Here is a 25,428-nt window from a genome sequence, read left to right as displayed (position 1 = left end):
TCTGAAACTTGATCCAAGTCTTCAAGTTTATCATCGACATGTCGTTAAAATAGATAATAATCAATGTTTGGCGGAAGCCCGAATATAAAAAAGCCATGGGATCCTTTCTGAGAGTGCTGTGATGTTTCTAACTGAAAAGAAAGTAAAAGACGTAATCCAGAACATGCTGGCAAATGGAGTGGTCGAGCGCTATCCAGCCTGGGCTGAACCATTGGCAGAATACCTTCGGGCAGCTAACAGCAGTGGCCTGGCGGTGGCGAATGGAGCGGTGGACGTTTCCAGACATATTTCCATTCTTGGTCAGGGAGCCCTGGCGTTTGATGAAAGAATTCATCATCTTGTGAGTAATATTCAAACGCTATCGGCCGCTATCGAAGAAATGTCTGCCAGCGCCTCCGAGGTGGGGAGTCTTGGCCAGAACGTGCTTGAACAGGCGTCCCGGGTTAATGGCTTCACGGCTGAATCCATTGAAGCTTTGGAAGATATGGAAGCGCGATTGGCGGAGGTGGATATTGCATTGACTCAGGCCAACGAAGAAATGCGTATGCTGGCGGAGCAAACCCGCAGCATCGAATCGTTGACCAATACCGTCAATGAAATCTCGGACCAGACTAACCTTTTGGCACTGAACGCAGCCATTGAGGCGGCCCGGGCGGGTGATGCCGGGCGGGGGTTTGCTGTTGTTGCAGATGAAGTGCGTCAACTCGCAGCGCGAAGTTCCAGTGCGGCTCAGGAAATCAACGGTATTGTCACGGAAATTATCTCCCGCTCGGGAAGCGTTCAATCTCGGTTGGGTAATTCCGTACGTGCGGTTCAAGCTTCTGGCCAGAGCCGGGAGCGTGTCGCGGGCGTGGTCCATCAATCCCGTGAGTCGTCTAATCTTAACTATGATCAGGCCACTTCGATTGCGGCGGCCGCCGAAGAGCAAAGCCAGGTAGCGGCGGATATGGCACAGCAGGTGAGCGCTAACTCAGATGACTCTGATGCTCTGGCCAGCATCTTCGCGGATTTAATGAAAGCCATCCGGCCCTTAAGGGAAGATACCAACGAAATCTTTAGCAGCATTCGGTTAGGCAGCCCTTGCCTGATTCTGGCCAGTGCCAAGCGAGATCACGTCGTGTGGGTTGATAAACTGATTCGCTATGCGGTCTTTAATGAAAAATCAATCACCGAAACCGAAGTTAAAGATCATACTCAGTGTCGGCTGGGGACCTTCCTGGCAAGCGAAGGTGCTAAGCCGATGCACACTTTGCGATCGGCTGAGCGCCTGGTCAAGCAGGTTCACCCTAAGGTTCATTCGATAGGGAAAGAACTCTATCAGGCGGCAACGGACTATCATGCCCAAAGGTTAAGCAAGGAACGTTATAGCGCGCTTTCCCAAGAGCTGGTTGAAGCACTAAAGGCATCCTCTGATGAAGTGGTCGACCTATTGGACGATATGATTGCTGAAGTACTCAAAACGGGTGGCTTCGGTTGTTAGGAGGCGGGCTTGTCCTGAAGAAGTTCATCGATTGGTTGCGGGACACCGAAGTAGAACCCTTGGAGAAAGACCTCCGGGTGTGTTGACGCCAGGAAGTTTGCGTGTGTTTCAGTTTCTACGCCTTCCGCAACAACTCGAACGCCCATGGTTTCCCCGATCCGGACGACCATTTCTACGATTTTCGCAGCCATAGGATCGTGTGGTGCGGACAGGACAAAACTCAGGTCAATCTTAACTTCGGATATCGGTAAGCGCTGCAACCGTGACAGCGACGAGTAGCCGGTTCCGAAGTCATCCAGAGAGAAGGTGCAACCAAGGCTACGGATGGCCTCCATCTTCTTCACAACCAGCTCTAGGTCGTGAGCGGCCACATTTTCTGTCAGTTCCAGAATTAGCCGCTCCGGGGGAAACCCAGACCTGGCTAATTCTGCCGTTACTGTTTCTACAAAGTCATCTTCAGCAAAGTGTTTTGGAGAGATGTTAATAGAGCAGTGTAAGGTTGGATACGCCCGGTGTAGGGCCTTCATTTTTTTTAGGGTTTTGTATAGAACCCAACGCTCTATTTTTATGATTTGCCTGGAGTTTTCTGCATGAGGGATGAACTGTTCCGGGCCCAGAAGGCCTCGCTCTGGATGGTTCCAGCGGATCAGAATTTCTATACCCCAGAGCTGTCTGTTGGGGAATAGCTGTGGTTGTGCGTACAGCACTAACTCATCTTTTTCAACGGCCCGGTTTAGCTCGGCTTCCACCTGTAATTGATACCGGATCTTATCGATCATGGAATCTTCGAAAATCGCGATAGGCCGATGGGCTGTCTTGGCACTGCGGTGAGCCGTTTCAGCATGGCGAAGAGCGGAAGATGGAGAATGGGAGCTTTTCGTTGGGTATAGTGCCGCACCAACGGTAACTTCCAGATACAGGTCGGGGTTATCGCCGTATTGAATGGGGTCGGTCAGGTTTTCCTGAATGCGTTCGTTGAGTGTGAGAACGGTCCGGTAAGCGTCGTCAACGGACCATTGTTTAGGTGCCAGGACAATGCCAAATTCATCGCCTGAAAGCCTGGCCACGGAGTCATCAGAGAAAGCGGCTTGCCAAAGGCGTTTGCCAAACTCTCTGATGACATGGTCTCCGCACTGGAAGCCGTAAGTTTCATTAATGTATCGGAAGTTGTTGATATCAATAACGATAACTGCGGTCGAGACGTTCCCGCGATTGCAGAATTTTAGTACAGTACTGAGCTGGTTCAGGAATAGGGCCCGATTCGATAAGCCTGTAACCGGATCCCTCCAGGTGAGCTCTTCCAACCGCTGTTTGGTTTCTTTTAAGTCAGAGATGTCATTGAACACGGTAACGTAATGGGTGATCTCGTTATCGTCAGATCGAATGGTGCTGATTGTTCGGAGTTCTGGATAGAGCTCACCGCTTTTCCTGCGATTATAGAGCTCGCCAGACCAGTGATCGTGGTCGTCCAGGTATGAGCGCAGATTTTCCAGGGTGGGCTCAGGCTCTGGCGACCTGTTAAGGATGTTGTCACTAAGGTTGAGCACCTCTTCTCGAGAGTAGCCCGTGATACGGGAAAAGGCCGCGTTAACTGCCACGATTTTATATTGGGCGTCGAGCAGAACAATGCCTTCCGACGTTGCCATAAAGACGTTTTCGAAAAGGCTGCTATCCGGGGCCGTGGTGTTGGGTTGTTCCAGCTTGTGTTTGATGCTCTGGTTGAGGGCGATCATATGATCACGCATGGCATTCAGGGAAATATGCGTACGTACTCTCGCTCTGACCGCAGGCAGCCGGACCGGCTTATGGATATAGTCTACGCCGCCTGCTGCAAAGCCTTCCTCTTCTGACTGAGCATCACTCAGGGCGGAGATGAATATCACGGGTATGTGCTGTAAATCGTGGCGGGTTTTGAGGTTGCGGCACATCTCCAGGCCATTCGTGTCAGGCATCATGATGTCCAGGAGGATGAGGTGGGGTTTGTCGTTTTGCTCCAGAATATCCATGGCCTCTGCCACACTGGTTGCGATAATGAGATCGTAGTCTTGGCTGAGGGCATTGGTTACCACTCGGATCGTTGTGGGCTCATCGTCAACCACCAGAATCGTTGGGTGAAAGTCCCCCTGAAAGAAGTCGTTTTCATACAGTTCGGGTAAATCAAAAAAGTGGTCTGACACAATTCCGCCCTCCGTGTTCTTTGGCCTCATATAGATGCCTGTCCGCGGTTTCAACGAATTCAGCTGTCTCCGATGAGGTTGATGGCTGTGTTGACGCGCACCCCATCGACACTGTGAACTCTGGGCAGTGCCTGGCCAAATCAGGGGAGGGCTCCAGATTTTTACGTAAAACTTCGGCGAGGCGTTTGGCTGCTGAAATGGTTGTATTCAGATCAGCGCCATAAATTAGTATGGCAAACTCATCACCACCAAGACGTACAACGACCTCATCTGCCCTTGAGAAGCTTGAGCGCATGGTGCTTGATAATTTTTGCAGGCAGATGTCGCCCTGGTTGTGGCCATACTGATCGTTAATTTGCTTGAAATTGTCCAGATCAATCAGTATCAGGCCTACGGGTAGTTTCTGTCGTTTAGCTCTTCTCCAGAATAGGTCAAGTTGCTGGTGGAATAAGCGCCGGTTGCCGATGCCGGTTAATGGGTCTATCAATGCCGCCGCAGCCAGCATGTCAGTTTTGTGTTTTAGGTCGATAAAGGTGGCAACTTTGGCGCTTAAAATGATTTTGTTGAAGGGTTTCAGTACGTAATCTGTTGCCCCATGGCGGAAGGCATTTTCAATATCCCGTGCTTGATCCGATGAAGAAATGCAGATAATGGGGACATTTGTATATGCACCAGAAGATTTCAGCTCTTTCAGGAACATGAGCCCGGAGCCATCGGGTAAATAGAGGTCCAGTAGGATGATATCGATTTCGTCTGACAGCAATCGTCTTGCTTCGGCAAGGCTTTTGCTGATGATCAGCTCGTAGGTATCTCCCAGAATACCAGCCAGGCTGGCAATGCCAACGGGTTCATCTTCTACAATCAGTACCGTGGCGGGGCTAGTTAACTCCATTGGGCTACCTGTTTTTGTTTTCACGGTCGATCATCCCCAGAAGTTCGAGAGCCTCTGAAAAGTTGTAGGTGTCGAGAGCCTGTCGAAGCTGCGAAGCAAGGGTGCCTTTGTTAGTTTTACGTAGATATTCCAGTACCTGATCGATATCGCTGTCCGGCGCAATGCGGTTAGCACTTAGTCTTTGTGTCATGCGTGCAATGATGTGATTGACCGGTTCACTTCGTATCTGGCCGGTTGGTTCCAGTGATTCTTCTGAAAACGTCATTTCGGAGAGCTGGCGGGTATGTTCTATTAGTGTTGTCAGAAGCATGTCAGGGCTGGGTTCAGATTCTCCGGCGTCTAGGGCTTTATCGATTTGCTCGCAAAGCTGTACTAACTCCAGATTGGCGATATTGGAGGCAGCGCCTTTGATTTTATGGGTAACTGCATGAGTGATTTTCGGGTCGTTAAGATGCAGGCTGTTTTCAATGTCGGTTTGCATTTGTATGGAGCTGGCCAGAAAACTGCGTACGCATCGATGGAAAAGGTCGGGGTCCATTCCGAACATCTTCTGGTGAAGTGGGCGAGAAATAAAATCCGGTAAGCGGTATGCGTCTGTTTGCTCTGACTTGCTGTCAGAGGGGGGAGCTGACAGAGCAGTGACATCTTGTTTGAAAAAGCTCTGAAGTAAGCGCTGAATGTCTCTTGGGAGAACCGGCTTGGTGAGAAAATCATCCATGCCTGCAGCAAAAGAGCTGTTGCGGTCATGCTCGGAAATTGAGGCTGAAAGGGCTGCGATAATGGGCTGGTGAAGATTCTTCCGGGAACGAATCTGTTGAGTGATTTCCTGCCCGGTTTCACCATCCAGATGAAGATCCATCAGAATAAGGTCGAACTTTTGAGCCAGAAGTTGCTGCATCGCCTGGGCTCCGCTGTGGACGGATTCAGAGGCCACTCCAAAGGACTCCAGATAGCTTTCGACGATCTCGCAGTTAAGCGGCATATCATCAACGATCAGCGCTTTCAGGTTCTGGAATGAGGGGCGAGGGAGCGGAGTATCTTTGTCTGGCTGATCTGGCGCTGATTGATCTGAGTCGCTCACACCCATGGCCTTTTCGTTTTCATCCAGGCCCACCGGAACCATGAGCGTGAACCTGGAGCCTTCATTGACACGACTTTTGAGTGTGAGTGAGGCTCCCATTAGCTGAGCAAGATGGCTGCTGATGGCAAGCCCCAGACCTGACCCGCCATAAACACGACTGGTGGACTCATCGGCCTGACGAAAGTTTTCGAACACCCTTTTCTGATCCTCTTCCCGGATTCCAATGCCGGTATCTTCCACGCTGATCTCAAGTGTGCCGCGGGTGTCATCGGTCTTGTTGAATCGGATGTCTACGGTCACCTGCCCTTCGTGGGTAAACTTGATGGCATTTCCAACCAGGTTGCAGCAGATCTGAGAAATGCGCATAAGGTCGCCGGTAACACAGCGGGGGGTAGATGGGTCGATATTCACACGCAGGCTTAGCCCCTTTTCCTCCGCAGCAATGGCAAATAACTCTACGCTGCGTTGAACAAGCTCCTCGATTTCAAACGACTGGTTGTTGATTTTTATATGGTCCGCTTCGATTCGGGACAGGTCCAGAATGTCATTCAAGAGTTGGAGCAAAATTTCTGATGCTGAAAATGCCTTGTTCGCCAGGCGTTGTGAGTAATCGTTGAGTCTGGATTCTTTTAACAGCACCAGAATGCCAATGATGGCGTTCATGGGGGTTCGGATTTCGTGGCTCATGTTGGCCAGAAATGCCGTTTTTACTCTTACTGCAGACTCCGCTTCCTGCGTCCGCAGCTTCAGTTCAGCGGTTTTTTTTATGACCTCTTGTTCGGCTCGTTGTTTGCCGTTAGACAACAGTAGAAATGCTGTCAGGATCAGTCCATTGATGATCAGACCACTGATAAGGATGGCAACAGGCTGTTTACTGACGTTGTATTTTTCAAAAAGCTGTGTGGTTTGAACATCAAACTGCCATTCACGGCCATATATTTCCAGTGGGTATGAGGTCTGAAACATGGGGGAGGTGTCATAGTTGTCTTCAGCGGTTTCGCTGAATTCACTATAAAGCTCTTGGTCGCCATCCCTGATACGGAAGTGCACCAGTCGGTTAGTGTTTTTGAGGGTCCCCTCCATAAGGCTGGCAACAATAAAGGGGGCGTACACCAAACCTGCGAAATCTGTTTCGTTCGGCGTGCTTAGAGACTCGTCAGAGCTGTTATAAAAAGGATGGTAGAAGAGAAAGCCAGGTTTTTTTTCATCGTCCTGTACCAGGGCAATGGGGCCGGTAATCTGGGTTTCGCCGGTACGCATGGCTTTTAATGCTGCCGTGTAGCGGTTCGATTCGTGGGCCATATCCAAGCCTATGGCGGCTTCGTTGCCGGCTAATGGCTCAAGATAAGTAATGGGCCAGTAGTCAGTTCCTTTGTGGGGTGGGTGGACACGAAAATCGGGTCGGCTCTTTCGCTCTTCCAGAAGATAGGGGCCAAGTTCAGCCTCGGATATTCTTCGAATGACGCCAATGCCACTGATTCCGGGTAAACGGTCCTGTACTGCGAGTGCTTCAGCAAAACGCTGCCACTGAGCCAATGTCACTTTTCCACCGTTTGCGCGAATGGTGCCAACTCCAGATATCAGCGCAAACTCATACTTTTGCATTCTGTCGGTCAACAGCTCATTCAACTGTTTAACCCTGTGGTCAAACTGGTCTCTCGCTCTGGCTTCAGCGATTTGGGCGAAAATCTGCCATACAGTTATGGTCAGTAATAAAGACAGGCAGATAACTACCCAGTGAAGTTTCGTTATCTGCGCTGCTGCACCCCGAAGTTTTGGCATGGGCGGATCAGTTTTTGTTGTATGGGAGCAAAGAGCTTCAAACTCAGATTAGTTGAGGGTTATGGATAGTTCCAGAAAGACAGCAAGTTACTTGCTGAGGGATCTGTGCTTCTTAGTTAAGTTGTTTGCGGTATTCTCCGGGAGACATTCCTGTCCAGCGTCGGAAGGCACGGGTAAAACTGGCGGTATCGGTATAGCCTAGATGGATCGCCAGTTCATCCAGCTTCATATCACTGCCACTAAGAATCTGTGTGGCGGCCTGGCTGCGCTCTTCTTCAACCAGAGCGCGAAAGCTGGTGCCTTCCTGATCCAGTTTGCGTCGAAGGCTGCGCGGAGACATTGCCAGCGTCTTTGCCACTTCATCCAGTGTGGCTACCAATCCCAATGGACCAAGTATTTGTTGCCTTACCAGACCAGCAAGGCCACTGGTTTGTCGTTGTTCAAGCTGAAGCCGGCATTGGTCGTCTAACATGCGAACGAGGCGGGCACTGAAGGTTGGAAGTGGCCTGTCTGCTGCTTCGGCCGAAACCAGCATGGCATTACGTTTACTCTGGTAGCGGGGAGCTATTCCCATGGTCTCTGCAATAAAGTCCGCATGATCGGGAGGGGGGCCCTGGAATTCTGCCTCGCAGATGGTTAGGCCGGACAGGCTAAGCTCTTTCACCAGGTTCACGCCAGTTGCCAGATCCCGTTCCAGGAGGAACTGGCGCAAATGCGGGGGTATAGGGGCTGGGTCCAGCCCTATCCCGAAGCAGCCATCTTCTTCAAGCGTATACATCTGGCAGTAAGCGGTGCTCAACGGTAAATAACGTAATGCGGTTCTGGCAGCATCCCGCAAGGTCCGACAGGTGCGTAAGGCAAACCCCCACACTCCGAAGGTGGCCACGTTATATTGCAACCCGAGCCTGAAACCCAGGGCCGGGACGTCCGGGAGGGCCAGCATAAGGTTTTCAATCAGGCGTGTTTCCTGTTCCCGGGTGATCAGCACTTCGCCGTCTGACAGGTCGACTCGGGTGATGCCGGTTCCGAGCAGACAAGTGTCAACGTCTACACCATAACTGGCGGCGAAATTGATCATGACCTGACTGATGGCAACGGGATGAAGCGTCGATTCTTGTTTTAGCATCGGCAAAGTTTAGCTGTTTGGGGGTTTTCATGGTACCTGGCCGAAAGGGTCTGGTGATTGGCCATAGATGCCCTTTGGTGAGGTGTTCCTGACGATTACATTGCAAAAGTCTCTGAACCCTACGTATGAGAGCTGAATTATGTCGAAGGATGTACAAACGCCTAATCGTGAAGCCGCCGAACTCGCCAAAAAATACATGGGCCATGTAAGTTGGCCAACGATTGTATTGGTTGTGCTGGTGCTATCGGGTTTTGTGATTAGTCTGGGCCTCTATGCTGAAGGGTTGATGAGTGCCTGGATCACTGTCCTGATTCTGGCAGCACTAACCTACATGTCTTATACGCCACTGCATGAGGCTGTTCACGGAAATATTCACGGTAAGTATGAGCACCTGCGCTGGCTTAATAACGCATGTGGCTATTTGATGGCACCTTTGATTGCGATTCCTTACGCATCGCATCGAATGGAGCATTTTACTCACCATCGCTATACCAATCAGGGGGATAAAGATCCCGATTACATGATTCGCGGTATGGGCAAAGGTGCTATTGGTGCGCTGGTCACTGTTGCGAAGTTTCTCTGGTTGCAGAATACGTTTTTTATAACAACGCACTGGCAAAAGGCGACAGTCAAAGAGCGGGCTACCTATTGTGCAGAGGTCGCTGTGTCGCTGGGCTGGAGGATGGTCTTTATCATGTCGGTGGATGTTGCGTCGGCCTGGTGGGTGTTGTTATCCGGTTACTTCCTGGGTGGTTTGTTCACTGCTTACTGGTTTGCCTACCGCCCTCACATTCCTTATCAAGAGTCTGCCCGGTATCGCAATACCAACAGCCTGATTATGCCTGTCTGGATGAGGCCGGTCGGCTGGTTCTGGCTGGGACAAAACCTGCACTCTGTTCACCACCTGTTTCCACGAGTGCCTTTTTATAGGTATCACGCGTTGCATGATGATATTGAGCCGATCCTGAGAGAACAGGGTACGCCCATTGTGGGAATCTTCAGCCGCAAGCCGGTGCCCGCCAAGAGGCATTGATTGAGGTCGTCTCTGACAGTGGTTTGTGATCTTTCCCAACATTAATGCGCACTCTTTCTGAGCCTGGGTTGCTTTTTTGGTGCACGTTTGAGTTGAGCAAACACCGCCGAGCCAGGGCATTTCGAATTTTGGTGTAAAAACTGATCGGATTGGTTGTTATTTAGGCGGCGCAGGGCTCTTGTCAGCCGAAAATACATTAATGGCACACTCTATGCTGATCTCCGAATCAGGCGCGTATCAACGTGCTTCTAATTCATTCGGAGGTTTGAGTATGCACAGATCAAGTATAGCCGCCGCTGCGTTCGCAAGTGTTCTGCTTTCAGGCGCAGTGCAGGCGACTGAGGCTTTTGTGCCAGAGGTTCTGACCGTGGAAGAGCGGATTAAGCCTGGCCCCAATCTGTTTGTTCTGGATCAGAGTTGGGATGGCTCGAGCCAGACGGTTGTTTTGTCGAGAGATGACCTCAGCATAAAAGGGAATCTGAGCTTTGGCATCGTTGGCCAAATGGCCGTCAACAGTGATTTCACTCGCCTCTACAGCTTGTCTCATTACGCAAAACGCATCATGTCCGGGCCAACCGAGTCCGTACTTGAAGAATATGATATTCCGACCCTGACCACGTTGCGTGAAGTGATCGTGCCGAATAAAGCGGCTCAGGTGGCTCCCTCCAATGCCATTCTGGCCATTTCACACGATGACAATTACGCGTATGTGCAAAATGCCACACCCGCCACTTCCGTAACGGTCGTCGACCTGAAGGACGGAAGCGTTCTGCAAGAAGTCCCGACGCCCGGTTGTTACGGAATCTACCCGGCTATGGATTCGGTGAAGTTCACCACGGTCTGTGGCGATGGACGGTTCCAGAGTTTCTCTTTGGGTTCCAATGGCCAGTTTGGCTCTCCGGAAAGCAGTGAAACCATCTTTGACCCTGACCAGGACCCGATTTTTATCGTGGGTAAGCGTGCAGGTGAGAATCTTCTGTTTATTTCTTTCAGTGGCGATCTTTATCAGGTTTCAGATAGCGATAAAGCCCCTCGTTTAGTCAGCAAAAAAACGGTGGCGTCTATGGGGGATGGGGCGTGGGCTCCAGGCGGTGTGGACGTGATTGCCTACAACGAAGCTAACGACCTGGTGTTCGTCACCATGCACTCTGAACCATACGATGGCAGTCATAAGAATGGTGCAGATGAAGTGTGGGCAGTAGACCTGAAATCCGGTGAGGTACACGGGCGTACTGCTGTCAAACATCTGGTCTCGTTGTCGGTAACAGATGGCGAGCAGCCGGTGCTGTTTGGTCTGGATGAGGACGGCATGCTCTATCGGTACGAGGTGCAAGTTGATGCAGACTTTGCTCTGGAGGAAACCAACTCAGTTGAAGGTGTGGGCGGCTGGGCCATCTTCTCGCTGACGGAGTCCTGAGAATGGTTTTGGCGTATCTGGAAATGAGTGTGCTGACGGCAACAGTGGTGCTGGCTCTGCTGTTTGCACACGCGGTTTGGCACAAGATTTCGGATTACGGGCGGTTTCTGGGATATGTCATTGACTATCGTCTGGTACCGGAATCGATGGCCGAGTTTGTTGCCAGAGCACTGATCGCGGCTGAAGCCATATTGGTTCTGCTGTTGCTCTACCCGGCTACTTCCTGGCTGGGAGCTGTCGGGGTCGGAGCTTTGCTGTTGCTTTATGGCTGCGCGATGGCGGTGAACCTGTTTCGCGGGCGCAGTCAGATTGAGTGTGGCTGTGGTGGTGCATCCCACCCTGTTTCCTGGTTGTTAGTCATACGCAATCTGATGTTGGCAGGCATGGCTGCGTTGGTGGCGATGAATGCTGTGGAAGTGTTGGCTGCAAGTGCGTTGGCGGTGGCTCTTGGCGCGGGTATCGGGCTCTGGCTGGTCTACAACCTGCTAGGAAAGCTCGCGGAGAATCAACGGCTTCTCACCACTGCTGGCAAATCGTGAATTTCAGAGGGTAATACTGTGGCAATTTTATCGTTTTCTGTTTTTGTACTGGCGGTGCTGGTGGCAGCACTAATACTCGGCTTCTTTGTACTGGCCCGCCAGATCGGCATTCTGCATGAGCGAGTTGCGCCGGTGGGGGCAATGATTAACGACAGCGGTCCTAAAATTGGTGAAACATCACCGGTCTTTAATCTGGACAGCCTCACCGGGGGCAAAGTCAGTATTGGCAACCCGTCTAAAACCCATACGCTGGTGTTCTTTCTGTCCCCAACATGCCCGATCTGCAAAAAGCTGGTACCGGCTTTGAAGTCGATCAGCGCGTCCGAAGCAGATTGGCTCTCAGTGGTTCTGGCTAGTGACGGTGATCAGCTCAGACATGAAAAGCTGATTTCAGAGCAGGGGCTGGAACATTTTCCTTATGTTCTATCGGAGCACCTGGGCGTGACATACAAGGTCTCACGTTTGCCGTTTGCTGTGCTGCTGGATGAACAGGGTGTGGTAAGAGCAAAGGGATTGGTGAACTCCAGGGAACAGCTGGAGAGCTTGTTCAATGCGTTGGAAACCGGCTATGCATCCATCCAGGATCTGGTCAGCAAAACTGCTAATTAATGAAAAATCGGGAGGACATTATGTCCAGCATGATGAATCGTTTATTTAACCTGGTTGATAAAGCGTCCGAGAAAAGTACCCGGAAAGCGGCTCAGCAATATGGGCGCAGATCGTTCCTGGCCAAAGCGGGTACGGTGTTTGCCGGGGCCATGCTGGCTCCGGTTCTGCCGTTTGATCGTTCTTTGGGAGGCGCTGCATTTGCCGCCACTGTGGAGGATGAAAATGACTGTAGCTACTGGAAACACTGTGCGCTGGATGGAAATCTCTGTTCAACGTCGGGGGGTTCTTTAACCTCCTGTCCTGCGGGCACAGAGGCGTCGAAAGTGTCCTGGATTGGTACGTGTCGGAACCCTAACGACAATAAAGATTATCTGGTTTCGTATAACGATTGCTGCGGCCGGGCAACGGTGCCCAGCTCAACCTTCTGTTTCACCAGTAAAGGAGAGCGCCCAGGCTATCGGATGGCTCTGCACAATGACATCAACTGGTGCATGGCCAATACCAATAAAGGCTACCACTGCACGGTATCGGTTGTTCTTGGGGTGGCGGATGCTTGATTCGCCAGTAGGTGTTAAACGATTTCTGATCACAGGGAGTTAAGACGATGAGCGGGAAACGGATGGGGTGGTTGTTGATATCTCTTCTTCTGGCCGGGCAACTGTTGTCGCAGGTCACCGCTGCGGAACGGTCGGCTGCGGCCAACTATGTATTACGTTGCGCAGGTTGCCATGGCATGGACGGTAAGGGGGTTGAAGCGGCTGGAATTCCTACGTTTCCCGGTTTCGTTGATGAGTTTTTCAACGATGAGGAAGGACGGCTTTATCTGATGCACGTGCCGGGTGTTGTCGGTGCCGGACTGAGCAACCACGAGATTGCCAGCGTAATGAACTTCGTGGTTGATCGCTGGGGTAAGCCCGGGGTGGTCGTTGACCACTTTACGCCTGAGGAGGTTGGCCGATTACGCCAGCAACCGGTTAAGGATGTTGTTCTTCTCAGATACAGTATCGCGGACCGGCTGGCCGGGGAGGGAGTAGCTCTGCCCGAGTACACCTGGCCATAGCCCTATTTCTTTCTCCGGTTTTCGGGTTGGTTTGCGGCAAAGCGTTCCGCCATGGCTGTAATGGTTAAGCTTGGGTTTACGCCAATATTGGCCGGCACGCTGGAGCCATCCACCACGAATAATCCCGGGTGGCCATGTACCTGATGATTGGTGTCAATCACTCCATCCTGTTGTGAATGCCCCATGGGGCAGCCACTTAAAATATGCGCGGTGGTGGACATGCCGCCAATGGATTCGGGGAGCATGTTCATCGGCTTGCCACCACTGACCTTTGCAAACTCTCGTGTTACCTGATTGGCGATAGGCAGGTAACTCGGGGCTTCGTTACCCGGGTTGCGACTGCTACGCAGGGTTTTCACCGGAGACCACCAGCGGCGCTTCAGTCCGAGCTGGATGTGATTGTCCAGATCCTGCATGACCGTGAGAACCGTGATGCGTTTTTCCCACTCTCTGATGAACGCATTTTGTGCCATCAGAAGAGGGGATCCAAGCATGGCAAACAGGGTTTTGATAGCACGTAACCTCGGGTTTTTGCCGTCGACCAGTGGGCCCATATACAGGCGCATAAAACGTGAGCCTTTATCCAACCGGTTTTGGGTGATGTGGGTATGTGTATTGGGGTGAAAGTCGGTAGAAATGGTCGTGCCGTCACTGACGTCATGGCCTTTGGGGTGCAATATGGCGGTAATGGCTTCCGAGTTAGTACGCACCACTTTGCCAAGTGTCGGCGAAACGTTGGGCAAGGTTTTGTGTTTGTCCCGATTGTTAAACAGCAACTCCAGGGTACCCACCACGCCGGCCGACAGGATGACGTGTTTCGCATTGATGGTGGACAGTGCTTTGCCTGAAACAGGGTGAACAAAGTTCACCTGATAACCTCCGCCTGGCAATGGCGCTATTCGTTTGGCTTGATGCTCAGCCTTGATCTCCACGCCCGCTTTTTCCGCCAGGTAGAGGTAGTTCAGGTAGAGCGCATTTTTTGAGCCGTGCATACAGCCTGTCGTGCAGCCCGAGCAAAACTGACACCCTGAGCGGGCCGGACCCTGGCCACCAAAATAGGGGTCGGCCCTTTCCTCCCCGGGTTTACCAAAGTAGATAGCGTTGGGTACTGCAGAAAACGTTTCAGCAGCTCCCAGATTCTCAGCGGTTTTTTGTAATAGAGAATCTTGTTCGGTACGACGAGGATTAGTGGTAACGCCCAGCATTCTGGACGCTGTTTCAAGATGAGGGGCCAACTCTGTTTCCAGGTCCAGCTTCAAACGTTTGAGGATGGGGTCCTGATAAAAGGCTTTTTTGGGCGGAAGCATCACAGCGGCCCAGACAATACTACCGCCGCCTACGCCGATACCACCGATAATGGTGACGTGTTTAAAAAAATGCTGAACCAGGTAGCCGGTGCACTTCAGCTTTGGCGACCACAGGTATCTGGAAACTTTGTTTTTTCCGGCTTCAATATCTTTTGGAGTAATACGCCGGCCTTGTTCGAATACCCCAACCTTCCAGCCTTTTTCTGCAAGCCTGAGCGCACTGACGCTACCGCCAAAGCCGCTACCGATAACCAGATAATCGTAATCGTGTTTGTGCATGTTTTTTGTTCTATTTGTTGCAAAATTGATCAATTGAATTTAATTTAACAGTGGTGTTAAATTTAATCAACAAGAAAGAAAACTCATGGATTCAACCCAGAAAGCCCCCTCTTATGCGCCTCTTCCTGATTCATTAAGCAAGATTCTGGAGTTGTATGATTCCTTGCCGCCGCCGACTACTTTGCTAACGGAAGGGCGTTTTTATGGACATTCCATCGGCCCGACCTGGCTGGTGGCCATGGGGTGGCCACTGCTGAACTTTGGCGCCATGGCGGGGTGGAAGGGTAAGCATTTCTATGAAGGTGGTCATGTGTTGAACATCGTTGAACGAAAAGCCGTTGAGTCGGAAATTCTGCCCATCAGCAGTTCGATTTTGCCGTATACGAAAGGCCATGGTAATGCCTTGAGGTTGTCTTACCCCAGTGACAGTCCCTTTCCCTGGAATCGCATCACCGATGAATTAAGGCCCCTGTCAGACGGTCGTTATCTGGGGGTGACAACTCTGGATATGCCCCTGATGAAGAGGCTGCCGTATCCGTTTGTGTTAACTCCGGCCTGAGCAGAATATGACGAAACGTGGTCGCCCTAAACGTACCGAAGGGCAGGTAGAAGACACCAGAAACTGCGTCCTTCACGCCACGAGAAGGGTGTTTGGATTGTATGGGGCTCAGGGGACCACCGTCGGCAAGATTATTCATGAGGCCAATATTTCGCGGCCTACTTTTTATCGATACTTTGACAATGCCGGGGCGGCGTTAAGCCTGGTGGTAGAAGCGGCTAATCTGAAGCTTGTGCAGGCGGTGGTGGAGAATGTTGAGGGGCTGGACGGGCTGCTGCCACTCTTTCAGGCCATTACAGACACCTACCTTGACTGGGGCAGGGAAGAGATTGATATCATCCACTCGATCCACCAGGACCTGTTAACACCGGGTTCTGTCGTTGCCGTCCACCGGGCCAAAACCATTGACCGCCTGTATCAGTTGGTGGAGTCCAAAGCCGGGAAGCACAGCAAGACACTACCGGATAAAGTTGTTCTGGAAACCATCATGATGGCCGGAGAAAACCTTGGCTACCATGCGTTGCTGCACCCTGATGAGGCCAATATCGAATCTTACCGGTCTGGGATTGTGAAACTGGCGATTGCGCTGATGGGAGATCAAAACGACTGGGTGCTTGCAGCCAGGAATCACATGCTGTTCAAGTGATGACGGAGCGTTGTCTGGCCCTTTATGAGATGTGGATCATGCGTTCAAACCTGATACTCTAAGCTGTTACTTTATCAGGAGATTTCAATGATTCAGCCCGAAGTCCACAATCTTGTCACTGATGCAGGCCATACGTTGACTGCACGGTTATTCACAACGGATTGTGAAGACGTTCGTGGTATCTGCATCATTGCTCCTGCAACGGGGGTTGCCCAGTACCTGTACGACGACTTTGCGCGCTGGCTGAACACTCAGGGGTTTCATGCGCTGACGTTCGACTATGAAGGCATGGGTTTGTCGCTGAACGGCCATGTAAAGGACAGCCAGAGCGACATACTGAGCTGGGCTAAATACGATTGTCCGGCTGTTCTGAAGTTTGCCAAAGATCACTTTAATGACCTGAGACTGATCTGGATAGGCCACAGTGTAGGTGGCCACATGATTGGCTATATGGGGCATAATCCCGATATCGATCAGGTTATTTCCGTTGCCTGTGGTACAGGTACCTGGTGGCATAACGCTCCGCCAACTAAGCGCATTGCCTGGTTTCTCTGGTATGTACTTGTACCTGTTACCGTGCCCTTTCTGGGATATTTCCCTGGCGACCGCCTGAAAGTTATGTGTAACATGCCCAAAGGCGTCATCATGCAATGGCGGCGCTGGTGTTTGGCTGAAGAGTATGCTGTAGGTTGTGAAGGTCGCTGGTTGCGGGAACGGTTTGCAAGCGTGCATACGCCAATAACTGCCATTGAGTTTTCCGATGATGACATGATGTCACCCACCAACGTGCGAATGCTTCATGAGTTCTTCGTCAATGCTCCGCAAAAACATATTCTGGTAACACCGAAGGACGTAAATCAGAAGCGTATTGGCCATATTGGCTGGCACCGTAAGCGCTATCTGAAACTTTGGGAAAAAATATTTGCTCCTATTCTCAATGACAGGAGCATGGCGCAGGCCGGTGGTGATGATTAGACAAACAGAAGTCCTTCAGCTCCGAACAGGCCGCTTGCAACCATTAGCCGACTCTGGTGCTACTACTGGTATTTACAAGCAGTGTGTTGATACGGCTTTTCTGAGCAAAGATGGTCTGGAGCAGGATGAGCACGGGGATACTCGCCATCATGGTGGTCCTGAAAAAGCTCTGCACCATTTTGCTGCCGATCACTACGCGCTGTTGAAGGAACGGTTGCCTGCGTCGGCTGCTGGTCATTGTTACCCCGGGGCGTTTGGTGAGAACCTGGTGACACAAGGTCTCACGGAGACTGAGGTTTGCGCGGGTGACATCTACAAGCTGGGCGGGGCCATTCTGCAGGTTTCCCAGCCAAGGCAACCCTGCTGGCGATTGAATGCCCGATTTGAACTCGCCGATATGTCCCGACGATTGCAGAACACCCATAGAACTGGTTGGTACTATCGGGTGTTGCAGCCGGGTCAGATTTGCCGGGGCGACCTGCTTATTCTGGAGCAGCGCCCGAACCCTGAATGGTCTCTTAGCCGAATATTGAACGTGCTTTATAACGCAACCCTCGATAGCGAGGCACTTGCGGGCATGGCTGAGTTGAGTCAGCTTTCACTCAGTCTCCGGACTTTAGCCAGGAACCGGCTGGAAACCGGACAGGTAGAAGACTGGGAGAACAGGCTGTTTGGGCCGAAGTGAGACTGGCCTGCCAGTGACCTTCATATGACCGTAATGGATAAACAGGAGAACGTATCATGAAAATACTGGCTATCAGTGGAAGCATACGTAAGGGCTCCCTTAATACCCAACTGTTAAAAGCAGCCGCAGAGTGTGTTGATCAGGGAACGTCTGTTGAGCTATTCGATCTTGCCGATATTCCTTTTTATAACGGCGACCTTGATGGTGATACCAAGCCCGCGGCGGTACAGGCGTTGCAAGAGGCTATCGCCAATGCTGACGGGTTGCTCATTGCTACCCCGGAATACAATTACAGTGTCCCAGGCGTATTAAAAAACGCCATTGACTGGGCCTCACGACCAGCCTTCAACTCGGTGTTGCGCGGTAAGCCCACGGGTGTGATGAGCAGTTCAATGAGTACGATTGGCGGGGCCCGGGCTCAGGTTCATCTTCGCGATATTCTGCTGGCAACGCTGACGCCGGTTTACCTGGCTCCGGATTTTGCCCTTGCTTCCGCTCATACGGCCTTTGACGACGATGGCCAGCTGGTTGATGAGGGCACCCGGAAATTTTTACAGAAGTATATGACGGGCTATATCAACTGGGTAGCCAGCCATTGACGCATGAAATGCTTATCGGGAACCGCACTTAGCCGCCACCAGGGATGGTCTGGTTGAGTGCCCCGGGCGGTGTTGACCTGACCGGGGCACTTAATCACAGGCTAGAGAATTACGCCTTACCCGTTAGTGTCATAAACTCACGCAAAATGTTGCCGATTCTGCCGGAGTATTTTGGATCACGTTTGGATATTTCGTCGACTACCTCGAGAGACTTTGAGCGGAGCAAAGCAACAGCCTCGGCATTCATCTGAACGATTTCTCCTTTGTACTCGGTCTGGAAGTCCTGCATTCGCTGCAGGTCTCTCATCATGAACATTCCTGCCGCTTCGAGATGGGTTGCCAGAACCGCATCCTCAATCACTTTCTTGAAGTCTGATCCCAGTTTATTCCAGGCTTTCAGAGAAACGAATACTTCACTATTCTGATGGGAGGCCAGATTCGGTTGAATAATATATTTGGTGACTTCCTGCAGGTTCATGCCCCATCCGGCAGACACACCGCCCCAGTGTGCACCATCGACTACGCCGGTCTGTAAGGCTTGGTAGAGTTCGCCGCCAGTGATGGATACCGGAGCCGCCCCCATTTTTTCAAAGACTTGTGCGGAGCTGCCGTTTGATCGAACTTTGAAACCTTCAAAATCTTTGGGCGTTTCAAGGCGTTTATTACTGTAGAGGGCCGTACCACCATTGGAAATCGGACCTACCTGATAGACCCCGCGTGTTGCGTAAGCTTCGCGAATGACTTCAAGAGCTCCCATGTCGTGCAGGAAAAATTGCATTTCCTCGAGGGAATCCCAAGTGCCAAAGTTGCCGGTAAGGTGACCAGCCGCCGGAATGTCGCCTACCCAGTAGGCGGGATAGATCAGCGCGCCGTCCAGCGTGCCCCGGCGAACTCCGCGAAGGACATCGCCTGTTGAGACTATGGAATTGGGTTGATGTGTTTCAATCTCCAGTTCGCCGTTGGTTGCTTCCTGAATACGGCGTGCCAGCCCGTTAAAAATCGGATCGTAGTACCAGTTTCCGGTGGGCCAATGGGTTTGGAACTTCCATTTAATCTTCTTTGTCGGCGAGGCAATGACTGCTGGGGCTGATAAGCCTGTGGCAGCGATTGCAACAGCTGCAGCTGAGCCGGTGGATAAGAATGCACGACGATTTATTGTCTTTGTATTTTTCATATCACTCTCTTTTGCTGTGTTAACAGGTTTCACGATCCAGTGAGTATGTTCACGCCTTCCGTAAGGATGGACGGGAACGCCAGGAGAAAAACTCCGAAAAGAATCATTAAGACGACATAGGGCAGCACACTTTTATAGAGATCAAGAATTGACGTCTGTGGGCTCAGGGTCTTGAGGTAGAAAATGTTGTATCCGAAGGGAGGTGAAATGTAGCCCACACAAAGATTGAGCTGAAAGATCACCGCGAACCAGATAGGGTCAAAACCAAGCTGGGTGACAACGGGCATGAAAATCGGCATGACCAGCAGGATAATGCCGATGGGGTCCAGGAACATGCCAAGAATGAAACCGGCAACTTGCATGGCTAAAACCAGAAGCCAGGGAGATATGTCCAGTGACAGCAAGAATGACTGGACGAAATTGATTCCGTTGGCCGCTGAGTACACAGAGACAAAGGCACTTGCGCCAAAAATGATCCAGATGACCATACCGCTCATAGTGGCCGTTGAGTAACTGACGTCTTTAATAAAACTCCAGTCAAGCTCCCCGCGTATTGCGATGGCCAGAAGCACGGCGGCGGCCCCGACAGCGGCGGCTTCTGTTGGTGTGGCTATGCCCAGGAAGATGGAGAGCAGAACGATTGAGATGATGCCCACTGGGAGAATAATGGCACGCAGAGAGCGGATTTTGTCTGCAAGAGGGACACTTTCGGTGGTTGCGGGTGCCTTTTCAGGTTGTAGATTGGCCTTCACAACGACATAAGCCAGAATCACAGCCAACATGCCCAGGCCGGCTATCAGGCCGCCCATAAAGAGTTTGCCGATCGAAAGTCCGGTGCTCATGCCGATGACAATCAGGGTAATGGACGGCGGTATCAGGATGCCGAGAGTCCCTGCGGCCCCGATCGTGCCGAGGACGAATTTTTTATCGTAGCCATGCTTTTCCATGGCAGGCATGCCTACCATACCTGTGGTCAGTGTCGACGCCGCGCAGCTTCCGGTCATTGCCGACAGAAGTGAGGCAAATCCAGTTGTGCCCACCAGAAGCCCGCCGTTAACTTTTCCGGACCAAAGATAAAACGCACGATAGAGGTCTGATGCGATCTTTGACTTGCCTAAGGAGATGCCCATCATGACAAAAAGGGGTATGGCGGCCAGGGAGATAGACCACATGTTTGCGAAGGTGGCGGACAGAATCGGGAACAGTCCGTCTGTACCATGCATGATCACCACGAAAATGACGGCCACGGAACCGAGAGCGAAAGCGAGCGACACGCCAGCTAAAATGAACACGAGTAGCAGGCCAAACATGCCAGCGGTTAGTAATTCTGGTGACATGGAATTACCCTTTAATTTGTTGTTTTGGTTTGATGAACTCAATACCTGAGGCAATGAGTCCGCTGATTCCCTGGACCAGGATCAGCGACGTTCCGATAAAGAGGGTCAGATTTACCGGCCACATTGGGTGACGCAAAGCACTGTCATCCAGTTCATTGAATTCCCATGCGTCGATGAAGTAGAACCATGCCTCGTATGAAAGAGCCAGCGTCCAGATCACAAGCGCGAGGTAGTTGAGGATATTTGTAAAGGCATTCCACCGGGGCGACCGGGTGTCCAGAAGAATATCCACTCGCACATGCCCCCCTTTGATAAGGGTGTAAGCGCCAATCAGAATGAAATAGCCCGCAAACACCCGTTGGGTATAGCCGGGTGCCCAAACGGACGGCGCATTGAACACATACCTGGCGATGACTTCGTAAACGACGATAGCCATACCGAGGAAGACGAAAAAACTGAATACTTTTCCGGTGATCAGATTGAACGTTTCAATGATTCTTAGAGGATTCATGGCGTTCTCTATTGTTATATTCAGGCCAGTTCTGCCAGGACGTCGCGAGACATCAGGCCCACTGATAGTGGTTGAAATTTTCTCGCAACATTTTCTTGCTCACTTTTCCTGTTGCGGTATGAGGCAAGGTGTCAACAAACTCACAGGCATTCGGAATCCACCATTTGGGAACTTTCCCTTCCAGGTAGCTCAGAAGCTGGTCAGAGGTTAATGTCGGATAATTGTCATCAGGCACAACGATAAGAAGCGGGCGTTCGCTCCAGTGTTGGTGAGCTACGCCAATGACGACGGCCTCACGAACGCCTGGGTGTGACATGACGACATTCTCGATTTCGATAGAGCTGATCCACTCCCCACCGGATTTGATGACATCTTTAACCCGGTCGGTTATGCGCATGTAACCGGAAGGGTCAATGGTTGCTACGTCACCCGTATTGAACCAGTCATGCTCACGGGGTTTGCCGTAATAGGCGCTGCAAGCCCAGGGCCCCCGGATTTCGAGAACTCCGGTTGTCTCACCGTCATGGGGCAGGCTGTTGCCGTCTTCATCAACGATTCGCATTTGGATGCCAAACAACGGTCGGCCGGACTTGAGGCGCTGTTCTGCCTGATCTTCTTTGGGTAACTGGTCGTGGCTGGGTAGATAACGGTTGTAGCTCCCGATGGGGCTGAGTTCTGTCATGCCCCAGCCATTCTCCAGCGTGACACCATGGCGATCCATGTCCTGATAAAGCTGCAGGGCGCCTGCGGCACCACCGATAACGCCCCGTTCAAGGCTGGGGATGCTAGTGCCTGAGGCGTTGAGGAACTGATTAATACCGCTCCACAAGGTCGGCACAGCCAATGAGAACGTCACTTTTTCCTGATTGATAAGATCGGTGATGGCCGCGGCATCTGATACGTGCGGTCCGGGCAGCACCAGAGCCGCGCCAGCCATCGGGGCACTGTAGGGCATGCACCAGGCATTAACGTGGAACATAGGAACCAGAGGCATCACGACATCTTCAGACGTCAGGCCGAGCTGGCTCGCCATATTTTGTGACATGCACTGCAAAACGATACTGCGGTGGCTCCCAAGCACGCCTTTGGGGTCTCCCGTTGTTCCGGAGGTGTAACAGAGGTTACTGGCCCTGTTTTCATCCAGGAGGGGCCAGTCGTAACTGTCTTGCTCGCAGCCCAGCAGGTTCTCATAAGCCTGCAGATCAGGTAGTGAACTTTGTGGCAGCTCGTTGGCTGAACAAAGCGCTATCCAGTGTTTTACGGAAGGAAGCTGATCTTGCATCGCTTCGATCATGGGTATGAATTGGGGGTCGATGAACAGGGCTTCGTCTTGTGCATCGTTAATAATAAATTTGATTTGTTCGGGAAACAGTTTCGGATTGACGGTATGGCAGATGCGGCCAGTGCAGGGGATTGCGTAGTGGAGCTCGAAGTGCCTATGGTCGTTCCAGGCGAGTGTGCCCACTCTGGCTTCTGAGGACAGCTCCAGATGATCCAGAGCGTTAGCCAGCCTGGCTGTCCGGGCAAAAGCATCACTGTAGGTAAGCCTGGAGATGCTTCCATCTGCTCGACGGCTGATGAGCTTGGTGTCGGCGGCAACCATTGCCGCATGGGACATGATCGTTTTGATGTTCAGGGGAACATCCATCATTAAGCCTTTCAAAACACACCTCCGGTTATTATTTTTTTTGTGCCCATGCGTCATCACCGGGCGACCAATAAGTTTGTATTACCTGAGATAGCAGAATGCATGCCAGTTTGGCGCTGCTCGCTGATTGCAGCGCCTGGCGGGGAATGGGGGTTATGATCGGGCGGTTGGCAGGTGTATTTCGTGTTTCATATTTGAAATCTGTGTTTCATTTTTTGATTGGATGTTTCACCTTTGATTCTGAGATTGGGAGCGGCGAAGTCTGCGCCAAAGCGTAGAGCGACTAATGCCGAGAGCCTTGGCGGTTTTGTTCATATCACCATTGTGGGCGTCGAGCGTCTCCCGGATGAGTGTGATCTCGGCCGCTTTGCCAAACGTGTGCAGGTTCTCTTTCGGCGTTTTTAATGAGGGGGCTTGTTCCGTTGCAGAAGGGAAGAGTTCCGGAAACAGCGCATCGAGTGGTTGTGGAGCGTCAGGGAAACGGCTGAACAAAAAGGCGCGCTCAATAATGTTCTCAAGTTCCCGGATGTTTCCTTGCCACTTATGCTTCATCAGCTGAGGCATAAGCGTGTTCAGTATTTCAGTTGTGGCCTGTTCTCGGGTGGTATCGCCTTGAGTGAGGTTTTTTGCAATCAGGTTGGCAAGGGCTGGAATATCTGAAATGCGCTGGCGCAGCGAGGGGATAGATATTCTCAGGGTGTTTAGTCGATAGAACAAATCTTCTCGAAACTGGCTGCTGGCGATTTGTTGTTGCAGGTCTCGGTGTGTGGCTGCAATGACCCGGATGTTGATGGGCGTGGGTTCTGAGGCTCCCAGGCGGAGAACCTGGCGTTCTTGCAGTACCCGTAGCAACCGCGTTTGAAGGTGAATCGGCATGTCGCCAATTTCGTCGAGAAATATGGTGCCGTTGTGCGCGGCTTCGAACAGGCCGGGCTTACCGCCCTTGCGACTGCCGGTGAACGCTCCGTCATCATAACCAAAGAGCTCGCTTTCGAGCAGAGTTTCCGGGAAAGCTGCACAGTTGATCGCAACGAATGGCATCTGTTGTCTGTCACTTGCGTTGTGAATGCTTTGCGCGAAAAGCTCCTTTCCGGTTCCGCTTTCTCCGGTAATCAGCACGGTAGAGTCGGAATGGGCGTAAAGTTTCGCTAGGTGAACAGCCTTCTGAAAGGACGGATCCTTGCCGATCAATTGTTCAAAATTGTACCTGGCTATGAAGTGGCTGGGACGGCTTTGAGAGCGCAGTCGCCGTTCTGTGCGCTGGATCTCCCGAATCTCCTGGCACGTCAGTATCGCTCCATCTATCTGGCCATTTTCTATGATCGGCAGGACGCTGATCGCCAGGCGTTGATGACCGCGAGAGCTCAATTGGCTTTCAATGGGTTTTCCGGTTTGCAGTACCCCGTCAATATCAATGTCAGGGAAGTGTTCCGTCGCACGGTCACCGATGGAGACAGGCTGGAGAGGTTTTAGCAGGGAGTTCATGCTGGTATTAACAGAAAAGACCTTGCCTGTGGCGTCCAGCGCAATGACCCCCTCATTCAAGTGCTTGAGTACAGCATGAATGCGCCGGTGCTTTTGTGCTTCTTCTGCACGGCTGTGACAAATGGCCAGTGCATCGTCGAGTGTCAGTCGTACGGCGTCTGCGTTGATAGCAAACACACCTTCTGCCCCGGCAGCCTCCGCCAGCTCGACGACGGTGGGAGACCCGATGATTACGTGAATCCCCTGATCAACAAAGGCCCGGATCTTTTCTCGGGCATCCTGCAAAGAGGTGTAGATCGCCTGCGATACTTCAACCGTGAAAAGCCCGGACATTTCTTCCAGTTCTTTCAGTGTGCGCTGGTGGGTGAGAATGCCCGCTTTGGTGCCGCGTTCTTTGGCGAGGTTAATGGCGCGAATTAAGTCGTACTCACCCATCCTGAACGACAAAATGGTGATGGAGACCTTTTTCCGTAAAAATTCTGCTGATGCGCTGGAGCAGATCAGGATGTCAGCACTTTGTTTTTGTTCGATGGCTCTGGCTGTAGAGAGAAGCTTATCGACGGATGTCTCAACGATTTGTACGTCTGCCTGTTGTTCGTATCGCGGCAGGATTTCATTCAGCGTCCGCGTCAACTTGCTGGGCTGGCCATCAAAAGTAAGGTGGCTGATCAGGGCAGTGATGCGAGGTTTACGATGTTCTGAGGGCATGGCGACTTCTTTTTTATAGGGATATATGGCCTATCGTAGCTGCGACAGCTGCATTTCAAAAGTGAAATCCTATGTTTCATGGTTGAGAAGCTTCGAGGCTTCTTTCCATCCCTGATATTCCCTTCAAATCTTATCATATTGATTTTATTGGCATTAATTCTAGTTTTCCTTGTTGGCCCAGAGTTTGCTGATCAGCTGGTTATGGAACTGAAAATCATGGAATCATTGCTTCAAAAAGAGAGTATCTAATGGGTATTGCACAAAGTGACTCAAGTTCACTGTCTCGTATCGCGGGAGACTGCTGGGGCTGGCAGGAAAG

General features: G+C 51.6%; 22 protein-coding genes. 12 read left to right on the top strand and 10 right to left on the bottom strand.

All coding sequences use genetic code 11. The annotated features are described in order from the left end of the window. Positions 1 to 121 precede the first annotated feature (121 nt). Entirely contained in the window at positions 122 to 1,480 is a 1,359-nt protein-coding gene (locus ABYA77_RS11805) for a methyl-accepting chemotaxis protein (RefSeq protein WP_372966178.1), read from the top strand. Here ABYA77_RS11805 and ABYA77_RS11800 read toward each other — a convergent pair. From ABYA77_RS11800 to ABYA77_RS11785, 4 genes are all read right to left on the bottom strand, one after another. Further along, positions 1,477 to 3,657 carry an EAL domain-containing protein gene (locus ABYA77_RS11800; RefSeq protein ID WP_372966177.1) on the bottom strand — a complete coding sequence of 727 codons (2,181 nt, stop codon included), beginning with the start codon at positions 3,655 to 3,657 and terminating at the stop codon, positions 1,477 to 1,479. The two genes, ABYA77_RS11805 and ABYA77_RS11800, sit on opposite strands and share 4 nt — an antisense overlap. Further along, a complete protein-coding gene (locus ABYA77_RS11795; RefSeq protein WP_372966176.1) occupies positions 3,638 to 4,573 on the bottom strand; it encodes a diguanylate cyclase in 936 nt (311 codons plus the stop codon). Before ABYA77_RS11795 ends, ABYA77_RS11800 begins: the two co-directional genes overlap by 20 nt. After that, on the bottom strand, positions 4,554 to 7,412 hold the full coding sequence (locus ABYA77_RS11790) for a CHASE domain-containing protein (protein ID WP_372966175.1): 2,859 nt from the start codon (positions 7,410 to 7,412) through the stop codon (positions 4,554 to 4,556). Before ABYA77_RS11790 ends, ABYA77_RS11795 begins: the two co-directional genes overlap by 20 nt. A gap of 112 nt (positions 7,413 to 7,524) precedes the next feature. Continuing rightward, positions 7,525 to 8,538, bottom strand: coding sequence for an AraC family transcriptional regulator (locus ABYA77_RS11785; RefSeq protein WP_372966174.1), 1,014 nt, complete (start codon positions 8,536 to 8,538; stop codon positions 7,525 to 7,527). Positions 8,539 to 8,677: 139 nt separating this feature from the next. Between ABYA77_RS11785 and ABYA77_RS11780 the strand changes: the two genes are divergently transcribed. From ABYA77_RS11780 to ABYA77_RS11755, 6 genes are all read left to right on the top strand, one after another. Next, the gene (locus ABYA77_RS11780) at positions 8,678 to 9,571 is read left to right on the top strand and encodes a fatty acid desaturase (protein ID WP_372966173.1); all 894 of its coding nucleotides are present in this window, start codon (positions 8,678 to 8,680) and stop codon (positions 9,569 to 9,571) included. A gap of 271 nt (positions 9,572 to 9,842) precedes the next feature. Further along, on the top strand, positions 9,843 to 10,988 hold the full coding sequence (locus ABYA77_RS11775; RefSeq protein ID WP_372966172.1) for an amine dehydrogenase large subunit: 1,146 nt from the start codon (positions 9,843 to 9,845) through the stop codon (positions 10,986 to 10,988). Between the two features lie 2 nt (positions 10,989 to 10,990). Next, the gene (locus ABYA77_RS11770; RefSeq protein ID WP_372966171.1) at positions 10,991 to 11,527 is read left to right on the top strand and encodes a MauE/DoxX family redox-associated membrane protein; all 537 of its coding nucleotides are present in this window, start codon (positions 10,991 to 10,993) and stop codon (positions 11,525 to 11,527) included. 18 nt (positions 11,528 to 11,545) lie between these two features. Then, complete coding sequence (gene mauD / locus ABYA77_RS11765) at positions 11,546 to 12,136, top strand: methylamine dehydrogenase accessory protein MauD (protein ID WP_372966170.1); 591 nt, start codon at positions 11,546 to 11,548, stop codon at positions 12,134 to 12,136. 20 nt (positions 12,137 to 12,156) lie between these two features. Then, complete coding sequence (locus ABYA77_RS11760; protein WP_372966169.1) at positions 12,157 to 12,693, top strand: methylamine dehydrogenase light chain; 537 nt, start codon at positions 12,157 to 12,159, stop codon at positions 12,691 to 12,693. A 47-nt stretch (positions 12,694 to 12,740) separates the two neighbouring features. Beyond that, a complete protein-coding gene (locus ABYA77_RS11755; protein ID WP_372966168.1) occupies positions 12,741 to 13,196 on the top strand; it encodes a cytochrome c in 456 nt (151 codons plus the stop codon). Positions 13,197 to 13,198: 2 nt separating this feature from the next. Here the strand turns inward: ABYA77_RS11755 and ABYA77_RS11750 are convergent, their stop codons facing one another. Continuing rightward, positions 13,199 to 14,782, bottom strand: coding sequence for an FAD-dependent oxidoreductase (locus ABYA77_RS11750; RefSeq protein WP_372966167.1), 1,584 nt, complete (start codon positions 14,780 to 14,782; stop codon positions 13,199 to 13,201). A gap of 85 nt (positions 14,783 to 14,867) precedes the next feature. On the opposite strand from ABYA77_RS11750, the gene ABYA77_RS11745 reads away from it, so the two are divergent. The 5 genes from ABYA77_RS11745 (at position 14,868) to ABYA77_RS11725 (ending at position 18,246) form a co-directional block, all read left to right on the top strand. Further along, complete coding sequence (locus ABYA77_RS11745; RefSeq protein ID WP_372966166.1) at positions 14,868 to 15,341, top strand: hypothetical protein; 474 nt, start codon at positions 14,868 to 14,870, stop codon at positions 15,339 to 15,341. A 7-nt stretch (positions 15,342 to 15,348) separates the two neighbouring features. Then, the gene (locus tag ABYA77_RS11740) at positions 15,349 to 15,987 is read left to right on the top strand and encodes a TetR/AcrR family transcriptional regulator (RefSeq protein WP_372966165.1); all 639 of its coding nucleotides are present in this window, start codon (positions 15,349 to 15,351) and stop codon (positions 15,985 to 15,987) included. An 87-nt stretch (positions 15,988 to 16,074) separates the two neighbouring features. Beyond that, positions 16,075 to 16,962 carry a serine aminopeptidase domain-containing protein gene (locus ABYA77_RS11735; RefSeq protein WP_372966164.1) on the top strand — a complete coding sequence of 296 codons (888 nt, stop codon included), beginning with the start codon at positions 16,075 to 16,077 and terminating at the stop codon, positions 16,960 to 16,962. Then, entirely contained in the window at positions 16,955 to 17,647 is a 693-nt protein-coding gene (locus ABYA77_RS11730) for an MOSC domain-containing protein (protein WP_372966163.1), read from the top strand. The genes ABYA77_RS11735 and ABYA77_RS11730 overlap by 8 nt, the downstream gene beginning before the upstream one ends. Before the next feature lie 56 nt (positions 17,648 to 17,703). Next, positions 17,704 to 18,246 carry an NADPH-dependent FMN reductase gene (locus ABYA77_RS11725; RefSeq protein WP_372966162.1) on the top strand — a complete coding sequence of 181 codons (543 nt, stop codon included), beginning with the start codon at positions 17,704 to 17,706 and terminating at the stop codon, positions 18,244 to 18,246. A gap of 109 nt (positions 18,247 to 18,355) precedes the next feature. On the opposite strand, the gene dctP is transcribed toward ABYA77_RS11725, so the two are convergent. From dctP to prpR, 5 genes are all read right to left on the bottom strand, one after another. Continuing rightward, positions 18,356 to 19,453, bottom strand: a complete 1,098-nt coding sequence (gene dctP, locus ABYA77_RS11720; protein WP_372966161.1) for a TRAP transporter substrate-binding protein DctP — start codon at positions 19,451 to 19,453, stop codon at positions 18,356 to 18,358. Further along, a complete protein-coding gene (locus ABYA77_RS11715; RefSeq protein ID WP_372966160.1) occupies positions 19,450 to 20,757 on the bottom strand; it encodes a TRAP transporter large permease subunit in 1,308 nt (435 codons plus the stop codon). The genes dctP and ABYA77_RS11715 overlap by 4 nt, the downstream gene beginning before the upstream one ends. Before the next feature lie 4 nt (positions 20,758 to 20,761). Continuing rightward, entirely contained in the window at positions 20,762 to 21,268 is a 507-nt protein-coding gene (locus tag ABYA77_RS11710; protein WP_372966159.1) for a TRAP transporter small permease subunit, read from the bottom strand. A 52-nt stretch (positions 21,269 to 21,320) separates the two neighbouring features. Next, a complete protein-coding gene (locus ABYA77_RS11705) occupies positions 21,321 to 22,931 on the bottom strand; it encodes a long-chain fatty acid--CoA ligase (RefSeq protein ID WP_372966158.1) in 1,611 nt (536 codons plus the stop codon). A gap of 213 nt (positions 22,932 to 23,144) precedes the next feature. Next, the gene (gene prpR / locus ABYA77_RS11700) at positions 23,145 to 25,109 is read right to left on the bottom strand and encodes a propionate catabolism operon regulatory protein PrpR (protein WP_372966157.1); all 1,965 of its coding nucleotides are present in this window, start codon (positions 25,107 to 25,109) and stop codon (positions 23,145 to 23,147) included. Positions 25,110 to 25,428 lie beyond the last annotated feature (319 nt).

It is taken from the genome of Marinobacter sp. (assembly GCF_041595835.1).
Lineage (GTDB): Bacteria > Pseudomonadota > Gammaproteobacteria > Pseudomonadales > Oleiphilaceae > Marinobacter.
The sequence above is the reverse complement of the archived record's forward strand: the minus strand, read 5'-3'. Positions and strand labels throughout refer to the sequence as shown.

What these genes read in the sequence shown, in the direction of transcription:
- ABYA77_RS11725 (WP_372966162.1), top strand. Translation starts at nt 17,704, where the DNA reads ATGAAAATACTGGCTATCAGTGGAAGCATACGTAAGGGCTCCCTTAAT.
- ABYA77_RS11755 (WP_372966168.1), top strand. Translation starts at nt 12,741, where the DNA reads ATGAGCGGGAAACGGATGGGGTGGTTGTTGATATCTCTTCTTCTGGCC.
- ABYA77_RS11790 (WP_372966175.1), bottom strand. Translation starts at nt 7,412, where the DNA reads ATGCCAAAACTTCGGGGTGCAGCAGCGCAGATAACGAAACTTCACTGG.
- ABYA77_RS11740 (WP_372966165.1), top strand. Translation starts at nt 15,349, where the DNA reads ATGACGAAACGTGGTCGCCCTAAACGTACCGAAGGGCAGGTAGAAGAC.
- ABYA77_RS11730 (WP_372966163.1), top strand. Translation starts at nt 16,955, where the DNA reads ATGATTAGACAAACAGAAGTCCTTCAGCTCCGAACAGGCCGCTTGCAA.
- ABYA77_RS11710 (WP_372966159.1), bottom strand. Translation starts at nt 21,268, where the DNA reads ATGAATCCTCTAAGAATCATTGAAACGTTCAATCTGATCACCGGAAAA.
- ABYA77_RS11735 (WP_372966164.1), top strand. Translation starts at nt 16,075, where the DNA reads ATGATTCAGCCCGAAGTCCACAATCTTGTCACTGATGCAGGCCATACG.
- ABYA77_RS11780 (WP_372966173.1), top strand. Translation starts at nt 8,678, where the DNA reads ATGTCGAAGGATGTACAAACGCCTAATCGTGAAGCCGCCGAACTCGCC.
- prpR (WP_372966157.1), bottom strand. Translation starts at nt 25,109, where the DNA reads ATGCCCTCAGAACATCGTAAACCTCGCATCACTGCCCTGATCAGCCAC.
- ABYA77_RS11715 (WP_372966160.1), bottom strand. Translation starts at nt 20,757, where the DNA reads ATGTCACCAGAATTACTAACCGCTGGCATGTTTGGCCTGCTACTCGTG.
- ABYA77_RS11805 (WP_372966178.1), top strand. Translation starts at nt 122, where the DNA reads ATGTTTCTAACTGAAAAGAAAGTAAAAGACGTAATCCAGAACATGCTG.
- ABYA77_RS11745 (WP_372966166.1), top strand. Translation starts at nt 14,868, where the DNA reads ATGGATTCAACCCAGAAAGCCCCCTCTTATGCGCCTCTTCCTGATTCA.
- ABYA77_RS11770 (WP_372966171.1), top strand. Translation starts at nt 10,991, where the DNA reads ATGGTTTTGGCGTATCTGGAAATGAGTGTGCTGACGGCAACAGTGGTG.
- ABYA77_RS11775 (WP_372966172.1), top strand. Translation starts at nt 9,843, where the DNA reads ATGCACAGATCAAGTATAGCCGCCGCTGCGTTCGCAAGTGTTCTGCTT.
- ABYA77_RS11760 (WP_372966169.1), top strand. Translation starts at nt 12,157, where the DNA reads ATGTCCAGCATGATGAATCGTTTATTTAACCTGGTTGATAAAGCGTCC.
- ABYA77_RS11785 (WP_372966174.1), bottom strand. Translation starts at nt 8,538, where the DNA reads ATGCTAAAACAAGAATCGACGCTTCATCCCGTTGCCATCAGTCAGGTC.
- ABYA77_RS11750 (WP_372966167.1), bottom strand. Translation starts at nt 14,782, where the DNA reads ATGCACAAACACGATTACGATTATCTGGTTATCGGTAGCGGCTTTGGC.